The following is a 12,251-nucleotide window of genomic DNA, read 5'->3' as shown; positions in this document are numbered from 1 at the left end:
CTTTTTTTTGGAAAGTCGCGAAACATTCTATATCCATACGTACGTTTGGATAGGCAAAGGAGGGAGAACGAGAAAGGTGAACAAAATCGTTTTGGCCATTATCGTTCTGCTCGTGTTGATTCAAGTTGGGGAGCCAGGTACCGCTCACGCCCTTTCCTGTGTTCCGCCGAAGTCTTTGAAAGAGGAGTATGACGCCAGTGCCCTCGTGTTCAGGGGGGAGGTTCTGCGCACGAATACGGCAAACCGGAAAGCAGAGTTTGAAGTCAAAACGATTTGGAAAGGCAGCAAGGAACAGATCGGCGAAGGCATTCAGGTCAGCGACATGTGGAAGTCGCTTAAAGACGGGCAAGATTATATCGTGTTTGCCAGCGGGAGCGAAGGTCAATGGGTAGCGAATATTTGCGGCAATTCCAGGCTTTGGTCGGAGCTGCGTCCGGAACAGATCGCCCAGCTCGGAACGGGGATCGAAGCGGTACCGGCGGAAGCCCGAGGAACGGGAAAGGCTGTTTCGGGCTTATGGCTTATCGCAGTCGTCATTCTGGCCGGGGGCGCAGCAGCTGCGCTCGTGCGGTACCGCTCAGGCCGGCGGCGGTAAAATAGAGGAAGTCGGGCATAAAATCGCCGACTGTTAACTTTAGTTAGGTTACGACGAAACGAAGTCACTTTACAATAAGGAGGGATCGCCATGTCAGCTTAGAACGGAGGTAAAGCTTTGTTTTCAAAACATTGTAAAAAGACCGGTTGGCTGCTCGCCTTCGTCTTGTTTGCGGGACAGCTCACCGGGGCGCTGCCGGGCGTTCGGGCCGAGCCGTTCGAGCCCTTTTCGTTGAAAGTGGTGTCCATTGCCACGCCGTCGGGCGGAAATCATATGCTGGCGCTGCTTGACGACGGGACGGTGCGGGCTTGGGGATATAACTTGACCGGTCAGCTTGGCAATGGAACCCGGGGAAGCTCTTTTTCGGTAGCGATGCCCGTCTACGAACAAAACAACGGCCTGAAAAATTTGTCCAACGTCATAGCGCTGTCTGCGGGTGCGCAATTTTCGCTCGCTTTGAAGCGGGACGGGACGGTTTGGTCGTGGGGAAGCAATCTGAGCCATGAATTGGGGCGGCCGACACCCGGGGAAACCGATCCTTTCGGACTGGTCGCCGAGCCTGTAACCGGGCTCACGGACATTATTCAGATCGCGGCTGGAGAGACGCATTCTTTGGCGTTGGATAAAAATGGGCAAGTATGGGCTTGGGGAGATAATCTGGCCGGCGGTGCGGGCATCGGCACGACCGGTACGAGAATCGCCGTCCCCGTCCAGGTCCGCAAGTCGGCGGCCGAGACGTTGACCGACATCCAGGAGGTAGCGGCCGGCTTGCTTTACTCGCTGGCGCTGACCAAGGATGGGCAAGTGCTGGCTTGGGGGTATAATGGCAATCGGCAGACCGGTGACGGAGTGAATACGAACGCCCCCCGGCCTTATCCGGTGCATGTGAAGGACGCGGGTGCTCCGCTGACCGGCGTCCGGCACATCGCTGCGGGGAGCTTCCACGCCCTTGCGGTCAAGACGGACGGTACGGTGATGGCGTGGGGAACGAATAACGAAGGGCAGATCGGTACGGGCAATTATACCCTTGCGACCAGCGCTCAGCGCGTTATGCTCCAACCTGACAGCCTGCTAGGCGGTGTCCGCACGGTCAAAGCGGGAGGAGCGCATTCGCTGGCCCTTCTCGAGGACGGCACGATCTGGGCGTGGGGGAGCAACGGAAGCGGACAGTTGGCTCAAGACTTCGGATTGGCCAATTCGCCTTTCCCTTTGCAGATGACCAATACGGAGGATGGCTCCCCGGCGGAGGGGGTTTCCACAGCGGCGGCCGGCGGACAGCATACGTTTATGCTGAAGAACGACGGAACCGTATGGGGAGTAGGCGATAACAGCAATAAGCAGTTGGGAGGCAACCGGACGGAAGCGGCGATGAACAAACTGTTTCAGAACACGTTCACGGTACTCGGGAAAACGTTCTGGACGAACGATCCGGCCATTCCCGTCCGGGCCGGCGAATCGGTCCCGGTCACATTGCAGTTGGCGGATTACTGGGGAAGACCGGCCAAGTTCGGCTCCGACCGAGTTGTGATGTCCGCGAGCGCGGGAACGCTTGGGGCGGTTTCTTACGCCGGCGACGGACAATTTACCGCCTTGTTTACGCCCGATCGATTGGGCGAAGCGGAAGTGAAAGCGAAGGTGAACGGACTGGACGTCCCGGCCAAGCTGCAAGTGCAGACAACCTACGGCGCGCCTGCCTTGGCGTTTTCCTCCATCGAACCGAGCGCAAGCGCGGCGAGAGCGGGGATGGATACGGTGACGTTCAGTATCTACGTGCGCGACGTCTGGAATCATCTCCTGCATGTGCCCGCCGGCGATATGGCCGTATCGGCCACCTTGGGACAGATCGAAGCGGAACCCGTTCCCGGAGCCGATTATTATCGGGCCCGGTTGACCTCTGCGGCAACAGGAATGTCCACGGTGAACGTCTCGGTATATGGTGAGCCGCTCTTGTCGGCGACGGTGACCTTCGTCGCGGGGGACCCGAGCAGCACCCGTTCGGTCATGACGGCGGTGCCGGCCAGCGTACCGGCTGACGGAACGAGCGCGGCGGACATCGTGCTCCAACTGATGGACGAAAGCGGCAATCTGCTGACGCAAAGCGGCGGTCCGGCGGACTTTGAAACGGATGTGGGCCAACTGATAGGCGGCGTTACGGAGACGACGTACGGACAATACCGTACCCGTATCGTGTCCAGTGTGCCGGGAACCGCTACGGTAACGGCCAAACGGAACGGGACTGTGGCTGCCGCTCCGGCAACCGTTGTCTTTACGAAGGTGCTTTCCGGCATTGCCTTTGAGCCCGACAACTATGAAGTACAGGTCGGTAAAACGGTACAAACGACCGTCAAAGCTTTGTATAACGACGGGAGCAAGGCCGACGTAACGGTGGCAAGCGGGTATACGGTGCAGGACAGCGGGCTTGCGCAGGCGAACGCAGTCGGAACGGTGACTGGGACAGCCCCGGGCGTAACGGTATTGAACGTTGTATACGGCGCTTTCCGTGCCGCGGCAGCCTTGAGCGTGAAGCCTGCGGATTCCCCTGGAGGCGGTCCTGATCCGGGAACAAATCCCGGCCCAGGAACGAATCCCGATCCGGGAACGAATCCCGGCCCAGGAACAAATCCTGATCCAGGAACGAATCCCGGCCCAGGAACGAATCCTGATCCAGGAACGAATCCCGGCCCAGGAACAAATCCTGATCCAGGAACGAACCCTGGCCCGGGTACGAATCCTGATCCAGGAACGAATCCCGATCCAGGAACGAATCCCGATCCAGGAACGAACCCCGACCCTGGAACGAATTCCGGCCCAGTCGCTCAACCCGATAACGGCGGCGTAAACGGCGGAGGCAACCAGGGAACCGGTTTGCCTGAAATGGAACCTTCGCCGGAGACGAATCCTGCGACGCCTCCCGACAGATCCGGATCGTCCGAATTCAGTGACACGGTCGGACATTGGGCTTACGGCGACATTGTCCGGGCAGCCCGGGCGGGAATCGTGTCCGGTTATCCGGACGGCACGTTCCGGCCGGATGAGCGTGTGACGCGAGCGGAATTTGTGATGATGCTAAAGGGGCTTCTCGGGCTTGCGCGGGAGCCCGGCAACCGGCAGCCGGTTGGGAGCGAGGTATGGCCCGAATGGGCGCAGGAGGCGATCGGTCAGGCGATGCAGGCCGGAATCGTATCCGGCTACGAGGACGGCACGTTCCGTCCGAACATCCCGGTCTCCCGTTCGGAAATAACTGTTATGCTGATGCGGTCGCTCTCTTATCTCGGCTTGTCCGTTCCGTCGTCGTCAACTGCCCCGATAAGCGCATTCGCCGATGGCGGCCGCATCCCGGATTGGGCGCTGGACGCTTTCCGCGCCGCATTGGACTTCGGCCTGCTTGTAGGAGACGATCAAGGAGACTTACAGCCGCTTCGCTTCACGACGCGCGCTGAAGCAGTCGTAGTGCTGCTGAGGTTGGCAGAGCTGAAAGCCAAATCATGATGGATAAGTCCGGCGCCTAGCGGTGCCGGACTTACTTTGCTTAACGGACGGTACGCATAAAACAAGGCCCGGCCGCTGAAAAAACCCATAGCGGATCGGGCCGAGCTTTTTAGCCTGCTTACAGCTGTCCGATTGCCGCTTGGTCGATAAGGCGCATTTCCTCCGCCGTGACAAGCTGCATGTCCGCACACGCTCCTTTTATCCGCAATCTCGCTCAAGAACGCGGCCAGTCGTCTCCATCCACAATAATGCGTCCCGGGCCGGGATCGAATTCGGCAAAGCCCGCCATATGGCGGGCTTGATACCCGATCGGCCGGTTTCTGCCGACCATGATCACATTCAGGACGTCCGTACGGCCGCGCGAAGGGATGGTAAACGATTTCGTATAGGCGAATTGCTCGCCAAGCGTCGCATGAATGGCCTGAATCCGCTCGTGATGTCCGCTTTTTCCGAACAGGTTCATGATGACCGCTCCGCGCGGATCCAGCTTGCTCAGGGCCAGGCTGAAAAATTCCCTCGACGTGAAATGAGACGGGGTTCCTTTCTCGGTGAAGGCATCCAAAACGATGTAGTCGTATGCGCGGTCAGCCTCCTCTTCGAGAATGCGCCGTCCGTCACCGACGACGACACGATCACCGGCGTAGCCGAAATAGTCTCTGCTAATAGAGACGACCTTGGCGTCCAGCTCCGCCGCTTTCACCCGCCGCTCGGCAAAATGTCGGGCTACCGTGCCGATCCCGTGCCCGATAACAAAAGCGTCTTCGAAAAACGGGCTGTTGAATTCCATCAAATGGACGATTCCCCGGACGTACTCGAACAGAATACGGCCGGGATTGTTCAAATCGATCGCGCCTTGCACGGCTTCGTCGGAAAACTGCAAGGTGCGGAATTTGCCCTTCTCTCCGTAGAGCTCTTCGGTGTCGTACACGGCGATCTCGCCATAATCGCCGCGTACTTGATAGACGAGCTGCGGCGCTATTGCCCGCGTCCGGCCGGTCAGGCTTGTCCCTTCTGGATTTTGCTCGGGTTGTTGATTTTGTAAGGCACGGGATGCTTCGTCAGCTTCTTGGCGACGACCTTCGCTTCGAAGACGATCGTATCCCCGATGCCCAGCTCCAGCTTTTTGAGCGTCGCGCTGTTGCTGGACCAGGCGGTGCCCAGTTCGACGGCCGGATCGAGTATCGACACGGCTTCATAAATAATCACTTCATCGTCATTGTCCGAAAAGTTGTTCGGCACCGTGGTGAACTCCTGGACGATCGCGGTCATTTTCACCTTTTCCTCGGGAAGCTGCAGCTTAGGCGCTTTTTCCTTCTTTCCTTTGGTCTTGGCTGGCTGCTCTGCAGGAGCCGCTGCGTCGTCGGATGCAGCATCGGACTTGGTCACCGAGCTCGGCTCCGCATCTTCCCATACCGTCCCCGCGTCGGGCTCGGATTCGGATTCCGGCTCCGCCTGTACGGCTTCGTCATGCCCGTCCGCTGTCGGTTCCCCGGCCGACACGTCGTTCTCTGGTGCGGCGCCGATATCGGTGTCGGAGTTTTCGGAAGCTTCCGTGCTGCCTGTCGCGGAAAGCCCGTCCGCTCCGTCCGCCGCTTCCGCGGAGTCCTCTGCCGCTGCGGCCGATTTTTGACCGTAGTTGGCCGCTTGCATTTCTTTCAAATACGCCGGATGGATGCAATGCCGCCGGCCGTCCTCGAATTCGATGACCGCCGTTATTTTATCGGCGAAGCCGACAATGGTGCAGGTGGCGTTCATGCCGTTTCCTTTATAGAAGAACGTTTTGGTTTTTGCCGCTTTCTCGGAGAGCAGCCCCCATTCCTTGCATTGCTTGAGCTGGGCGGCCTCGTCCTCGAAGGCGTAATAGCTCGCGGGCTCGATATAAAAGGTGTAAGCCATAGCTTCTCCGCCTTTCCGGTTTAAATGTTCGATTCCTATTTTATCATTATTCACTTGTTTTGGGGTTTCTTTCGCGAAAGTTGCGTTTTCCACATTTCAAACTAAAATGTTGACAATGTTTTAGAAGTCGCGATACAATGGACATACCCATGAAGTACTTTGTTGTAACCATTTGGTTGGCGGGAGCGAAAGGATAACCTTTCCCTTCCGCTATTCTTTTTCGATTTCCGACAGAAAGGTAAGGATTGACGATGAACGATTACCGCATTTTGCTGTTTTATAAATATGTCCCCGTCCCCGAAGCCGAAGCTTTCGCTGCGGAGCATCTCGACTTTTGCCGCCGGCTTGGCGTCAAAGGGCGGATTCTGATCGCCGACGAAGGCATTAACGGCACGCTTTCGGGCACGGTGGAGCAGACAGACGAGTACGCGGCCGCCTTGCGCAGCCATCCGCTATTCGCCGATATCGTCTTCAAAACGGAAAGCAGCGACAAGCATGCTTTCAAGAAGCTGTTCGTCCGCTACAAGCAGGAACTGGTGACGCTCCGCTACGACCGGAAGCTCGATCCGGTTACGGAGGGAGGCGGACGGCTGAACCCGAAGCAATTTTACGACTATTTAAATAAAGAGAACGTGATCGTACTCGACGGAAGAAGCGGCTACGAATACGATCTCGGTCATTTCCGCAATGCGATCCGGCCCGATGTGGAAGCGTTTCGCGAATTTCCGGACTGGATACGCAACAACCTGGCGGATCGCAAGGACGCTACGATCATTACGTACTGTACCGGAGGCATCCGCTGCGAGATGCTGACCGCCGTCATGCGGAACGAAGGCTTTGAGGACGTGCATCAACTGGACGGCGGCATCGTGACGTACGGCCAAGACCCGGAGGTGCGGGGCGCGGGATTCGACGGCAATTGCTACGTGTTCGACGAGCGCATCTCGGTGCGGATCAACCAGACGGACGATCATGTGATCGTCGGGCGGTGCCATCATTGCGGCGGACCGACAGACCGCTATATCAACTGTGCGGACGATTCCTGCCATTTGCAGCATCTCGTGTGCGTCGACTGCGAAGACGAGCATCAAGGATATTGCTCGACTGCCTGCGAGGAGCACGATACGCTTCCGCTCGGCTGACGGGGAGCTTGACTCCGGCTGAGTACACCGCTGGAAGGTCGGCGAATAAGCTAGGGAGAGGGAATGGGAAGATGAAGTTTAGACCTTGTATCGATCTTCACGACGGCAAAGTGAAGCAGATCGTCGGCGGAAGCCTGCAAGATGGGAGCCGGCAGGAGCTGGTGACGAATTTCGAATCGGACCGTTCGTCAGCCGATTATGCGCGGATGTATGCGGAGGACGGGCTGACTGGAGGCCATGTCATCAAGCTCGGCCCGGGGAACGAGGAAGCGGCTTTGTCCGCCCTGCGCGCTTATCCGGGCGGACTGCAGCTCGGCGGCGGAGTCACTGCGGACAATGCCGCGCACTATTTGGAAGCGGGCGCCAGCCACGTCATCGTCACGTCCTACGTATTCCAGAACGGTCAGATCGACTTCGAACGTCTGTCCCGGCTTGTGTCGGAGGTCGGCAGAGAGAAGCTTGTGCTTGACTTGAGCTGCCGGAAACGGGATGACGCCTATTATGTCGTGACCGATCGTTGGCAGAAGTTCACCTCCTTCGAGGTGACGAAGGACAACTTGGATCATTTGTCCGGTTTTTGCGACGAGTTTCTGATCCATGCCGTCGATGTCGAAGGGCTGTGCCGCGGAATCGAAACGAATCTGGTGGGTATGCTCGGCGAGTGGGTGACGATCCCGACGACGTATGCGGGCGGGGTGTCGCAGTTTTCCGATTTGCAGCTGGTCCGCGACCTCGGCCGGGGCCGGATCGATTTGACGATCGGCAGCGCGCTCGATATTTTCGGCGGCACGATCGCTTACCGAGATGTCGTCGACTGGCGGGGATAGGCGTACAAGCGTAGAAGGCAATCCAACGATTCCGCTAAGGATCGAAGGGTTGCCTTCTTTTTGTGCCGTCCATATAATGTACGCAGTTAAAAAAAGGGAGGCAGGAGATTGCGCCGCTGAAGCTCCCGGATGAGTGAAGCCCGCTACAGAGCAAGGGATAGCGTTTCCAAATCGAATCGGAACTTCTAATTCTACTCCGGACGAGCATGAAAGAATGTATAAAGACGCACTAAGATTGTGTATGTTCAACCGGGAGCGGTTTCCGGTAAGCTGATGTTGCAAGCGAGAATAAGCAAGCAAGACGGCAGGAGGATACCGTGATGACGATCACCGATTTCAGCAAATTGCGCTATTACAAGAAACAGGCCGTAAGCGAAAATCCGGAACGGGTGAAAGCCGATCTTTGTATATACGGCGGCACATCCGCCGGCATTTCTGCAGCGGTTCAGGCGACCCGGATGGGACTCAGCGTGGTCATCGCCGAATTCGGCCTGCACCTGGGAGGCTTGACGGCCAGCGGTCTGGGCAGAACCGACTTCGGCTACAAGACGTCGGTCGGGGGCATTGCCCGCGAGTTTTACCAAGAGATTGGCAAGCAGTACGGCAGCGAAGACGGCGACGGGACCGCTTGGTACCTGGAGCCTCATGTAGCGAAGCGGGTATACACCGAATGGCTGGAGAAAGCCGGCGTGCCGGTGTACTTCGAACAGCATCTGGCCAAGGTAGAGAAAAAGGACGGCAAAATCATCAGCATCACGATGGAAAACGGCAACGTCTTCGCCGCCGATGCGTTCATCGACGCGACCTACGAAGGGGACCTGCTGGCGCGCGCCGGGGTTTCGTACCATGTCGGCCGCGAATCGAACACCGTCTACAACGAGACGTGGAACGGCATCCAGTTCGGTTCCCCGCACCATACGTTCAAGGCATGGGTGGATCCGTTCGTCAAGGAGGGTAAGCCGGACAGCGGCCTGCTGCACGGCATATCCGACGAAGCTCCCGGCATTCAGGGACAAGGGGACCGTTCGGTTCAAGCATACAATTTCCGCATCTGTCTGACCGACGCGCCGGAAAACCGGGTGAAGTTTCCGGAACCGCCGCAATACGATCCGTCCAAATTCGAGCTGCTGGCCCGCTACCTTCGCGCCGGCGTATGGGATGCGCTGAGGCTGCATGTGCCCATGCCGAATCAGAAAACCGACCTGAACAACTTCGGCGGAGTCAGCACGGACCATATCGGCATGAACCACGAATGGCCGGACGGCGATTATGCTACAAGGGAGAGAGTCTTCCAAGAGCATGTTCACCATAATCTCGGCATGCTGTACTTCCTGTCCAACGACGAGCGGGTGCCGCAAGCGGTACGCGAGGAAGTCGGCCGCTGGGGGTTGCCGGCGGACGAGTTCCAACAGACGGCGAACTGGCCGCATTACTTGTATGTGCGGGAAGGCCGGCGGATGGTCGGAGAAGTCGTCATGAACCAGAACCATTGCTTGCGCTATGTGAAGGCCGAGGATTCGATCGGTCTCGCTTCCTACGGGATGGATTCGCACAACTGCCGTCGTCTGGTGCTCGACGGTCGCTGCGTGAACGAAGGCGACGTGGAAATACCGGTGCTCGGCCCTTATCCGATCTCGCATCGGGCGATTCTGCCCAAAGGCGAGGAGTGCACGAACCTGGTCGTGCCGGTATGTCTGTCCGCCTCTCATATTGCTTACGGCTCGATCCGGATGGAGCCGGTATTCATGGTGCTTGGCCAGTCTGCCGCTACGATTGCCGGCTTGGCCCTTGCCGCCGGAGGACGCGCCGTTCAGGACGTCGAGTACTCCGAGCTGAGAGAACGTTTGCTGCAGGACGGTCAATCGCTGGATCTGTAATCGATATATCGTTTTCTCATGATGAAAAGGGGGTCGTGCCATGTTAAAAAAGATGCGTCAAACAGGCTCGCTCGCCCTCGTCTTGTGCATGTCCGCCGCCGCTTTGGCGGCGTGCGGCACGAGCGGGAGCAAGCCGGCGGAAGGGCAGCAAGCCGAACGAGGACAGACCGTCAAGCCGCAGGCGCCCAAGGAGCCGGTCGAGCTGGTGTTCTACGCCATCAACGGCGATCCGGAGGATAGCTTCAACTACCGGTTCGGCGACGCGATCCGCAAAAAGTTCCCGGACTACAAAATCTCGTATATTTTTAGCCAAAAGGGAACGACACTGCCGGAAATGATTACATCCGGAACTAGGTTTGACATCACTTATCATTCCATCGGCTTTTATGAAAACTTTTTGGTTCCGAACGGGCTCCAGTACGATATGACCGATTTGATCCAATCGCGCAAAATCGATCTGAACCGGTTCGAGCCCACCTCGATCGAGGCGATCCGGCAGCTGTCCGGCGGCAAAATGTACAGCCTCCCCGTCTATGGCAACAATCTTATCCTGTATTACAACAAATCGATCTTCGACAAGTTCGGCGTTCCTTATCCGACGGGAACCATGACCTGGAAGCAGACGGCCGATCTGGCCAAAAGGTTGACGCGTCAGGATGGCGGCGTGCAGTATGCCGGCTTCGGCACCAATGCCGGTTTGCTGACAAGAATGAATCCGCTTTCAATACCAAATGCCGATGTGAAGGTCCATACGCCGACCATTAACACAAACGATTTATGGAAGCGCTTTTATCAGACGTTTTTCGTCGATATGCAGCTTTCGCCGGGATCGCTCCAAACCATACCGGACAATAGCGGCTTCGTGAAGGATAAGAATGTGGCTATGATGGCGTACTTGTCCAGCCTCATTACGATCTGGACCGATCAGCTCAAGGAAGTGGATTGGGATATTGCGCCGCTGCCGAGCTTCGAGGACTTGCCGGGCTCCGGTTCGCAGATCAATTCGATCAACTTCGGCATTACGAGCATCGCCAAGAACAAGGAAGCCGCGATGGAAGTGCTGGATTACATGACTTCCGACGAGTTCCAGACGAGCTTGTCCAAGAAGGGGATCATGCCGGTGCTGAAAAGCGAAAAGCGTACGCGGGGCGCTCGGTCAAGAGTCGGTGTTCAAGGACAAAAATTTCAAAGCGATTTTCCAGAACAAACCGGCCCCAATTCCGCCCAAAGCTTTGTACGACGCCGACCTGGTAAACATTTACGCCAAATACGGTACCCAAATCTGGCAAGGAGCGACGGACATCAATACCGCGATGCGCCAGGCGGAAGAAGAAGCCAAGAAAAAAATCGAGGAGATTCAAAGCAAACAGAAGTAAACGCCATCCTATTGCGATGCGAAAGGAGCCTGCTCTTGCGGGGGCTCCAGGCGGGACGCCCTCCTGACGGAGTGGCGTCCTTTTCGCTTGCCGGGGGAGATTCCGCGAGCCCTGGAAGCATCGTTTCCGAACGGATCGAGTCGCATATCCGGAAACGCTATAGCGTGGCGAGGCTGTACATTTTGCGATACTGCGACGGGTTCATCTTGCTGTAGTGGGTGAAAACCCGGCTGAAATAAAAGCCGTTCTCGTATCCGCATAGCTTGGCGACATGGTCGAGCGTATATTCCGTCTGCACGAGCAACGTCTTGGCTTTTTCCATCCGGATGGCGATCAAATACCGCGAAGGCGATATACCGAACACGTGCTGAAATCTTCGGCTCAGCTGCACCGGATGAATATGCAGAAGACCGGCAATATCCTGAAGCCGGACTTCCCGGAAGGCGTGCTGGTCGATCAGCGCCCTTGCTTCCTTCATCAGCCGGTCGTCGGCAAGCCGGTCCTGCGTCGCCAACTGCTCGGCGTCCATATGGAACAGCGCCCACATATCGTTGACGAAATGCTGCACCCATCGTTTGCTCTGCGGGTTCTGCGTACGGATGAGACGGTTCAGCAGACGGTAATTGTTGAACAGCCGCTCCTGCTCGCTGGACGTATATTTAAAGGAGAACAGGCTGCGCAGCAGATCGATCGACCGTGTTTCCGCGCCCTCGCCCGTATCGTGGATATAAAAAATAAAATAGTGAAACGTCAGCGGCTCGATCACTTCGCGCTGGAACTCCAGGCCCGGCGGGCAAAGCACGATGTCGCCGGGGACGGCCTCTCCGCTTACATCGTCGATCCGGTAAGAGAACCGGCCTTCTTCTACGGCAAACATCAGCCAGCGGGGCTCATTGGCCTTCGCCTTGATGAAACGCGGCTTTTCTTTCCAGTAGTCCTGATACACCACTGTTATCGGATATGCTCCCATCAGTCCGCCTCCCGGTTGGTGCGCTTGTTTCTTCACATTCGACGGCCGCGCCCCGAATCCTCCCGGATGGAGTAATGGA

At 57.3% G+C, this 12,251-nt stretch carries 9 protein-coding genes; 6 read left to right on the top strand and 3 right to left on the bottom strand.

Annotated features, from left to right (window positions below):
- Window positions 1–76 precede the first annotated feature (76 nt).
- A complete protein-coding gene (locus ABD796_RS29205; protein WP_344915064.1) occupies window positions 77–595 on the top strand; it encodes a hypothetical protein in 519 nt (172 codons plus the stop codon).
- A 117-nt stretch (window positions 596–712) separates the two neighbouring features.
- Window positions 713–4,084, top strand: a complete 3,372-nt coding sequence (locus ABD796_RS29200) for an RCC1 domain-containing protein (protein WP_344915062.1) — start codon at window positions 713–715, stop codon at window positions 4,082–4,084.
- Between the two features lie 214 nt (window positions 4,085–4,298).
- Here ABD796_RS29200 and ABD796_RS29195 read toward each other — a convergent pair whose 3' ends face one another.
- A complete protein-coding gene (locus ABD796_RS29195; protein ID WP_344915060.1) occupies window positions 4,299–5,012 on the bottom strand; it encodes a spermidine synthase in 714 nt (237 codons plus the stop codon).
- A gap of 68 nt (window positions 5,013–5,080) precedes the next feature.
- Entirely contained in the window at window positions 5,081–5,980 is a 900-nt protein-coding gene (locus ABD796_RS29190) for a hypothetical protein (RefSeq protein ID WP_344915058.1), read from the bottom strand.
- Window positions 5,981–6,231: 251 nt separating this feature from the next.
- Between ABD796_RS29190 and trhO the strand changes: the two genes are divergently transcribed.
- The 4 genes from trhO (at window position 6,232) to ABD796_RS29170 (ending at window position 11,417) form a co-directional block, all read left to right on the top strand.
- Window positions 6,232–7,122 carry an oxygen-dependent tRNA uridine(34) hydroxylase TrhO gene (gene trhO / locus ABD796_RS29185; protein WP_344915056.1) on the top strand — a complete coding sequence of 297 codons (891 nt, stop codon included), beginning with the start codon at window positions 6,232–6,234 and terminating at the stop codon, window positions 7,120–7,122.
- Between the two features lie 71 nt (window positions 7,123–7,193).
- On the top strand, window positions 7,194–7,949 hold the full coding sequence (gene hisA / locus ABD796_RS29180; protein ID WP_344915054.1) for a phosphoribosylformimino-5-aminoimidazole carboxamide ribotide isomerase: 756 nt from the start codon (window positions 7,194–7,196) through the stop codon (window positions 7,947–7,949).
- 320 nt (window positions 7,950–8,269) lie between these two features.
- Entirely contained in the window at window positions 8,270–9,826 is a 1,557-nt protein-coding gene (locus tag ABD796_RS29175) for an FAD-dependent oxidoreductase (protein ID WP_344915052.1), read from the top strand.
- Between the two features lie 40 nt (window positions 9,827–9,866).
- The gene (locus tag ABD796_RS29170) at window positions 9,867–11,417 is read left to right on the top strand and encodes an ABC transporter substrate-binding protein (RefSeq protein ID WP_344915049.1); all 1,551 of its coding nucleotides are present in this window, start codon (window positions 9,867–9,869) and stop codon (window positions 11,415–11,417) included.
- Here the strand turns inward: ABD796_RS29170 and ABD796_RS29165 are convergent.
- Window positions 11,360–12,172, bottom strand: coding sequence for a helix-turn-helix transcriptional regulator (locus tag ABD796_RS29165; protein ID WP_344915047.1), 813 nt, complete (start codon window positions 12,170–12,172; stop codon window positions 11,360–11,362). The genes ABD796_RS29170 and ABD796_RS29165 overlap by 58 nt on opposite strands.
- Between the last annotated feature and the right edge of the window lie 79 nt (window positions 12,173–12,251).

This window comes from Paenibacillus hodogayensis, assembly GCF_039536325.1.
GTDB lineage: Bacteria > Bacillota > Bacilli > Paenibacillales > NBRC-103111 > Paenibacillus_AB > Paenibacillus_AB hodogayensis.
The sequence above is the reverse complement of the archived record's forward strand: the minus strand, read 5'-3'. Positions and strand labels throughout refer to the sequence as shown.

Excerpts from the sequence above, each read along its gene's own strand:
- trhO (WP_344915056.1), top strand. The coding sequence starts at position 6,232 with ATGAACGATTACCGCATTTTGCTGTTTTATAAATATGTCCCCGTCCCC.
- ABD796_RS29165 (WP_344915047.1), bottom strand. The coding sequence starts at position 12,172 with ATGGGAGCATATCCGATAACAGTGGTGTATCAGGACTACTGGAAAGAA.
- hisA (WP_344915054.1), top strand. The coding sequence starts at position 7,194 with ATGAAGTTTAGACCTTGTATCGATCTTCACGACGGCAAAGTGAAGCAG.
- ABD796_RS29190 (WP_344915058.1), bottom strand. The coding sequence starts at position 5,980 with ATGGCTTACACCTTTTATATCGAGCCCGCGAGCTATTACGCCTTCGAG.
- ABD796_RS29175 (WP_344915052.1), top strand. The coding sequence starts at position 8,270 with ATGACGATCACCGATTTCAGCAAATTGCGCTATTACAAGAAACAGGCC.
- ABD796_RS29170 (WP_344915049.1), top strand. The coding sequence starts at position 9,867 with ATGTTAAAAAAGATGCGTCAAACAGGCTCGCTCGCCCTCGTCTTGTGC.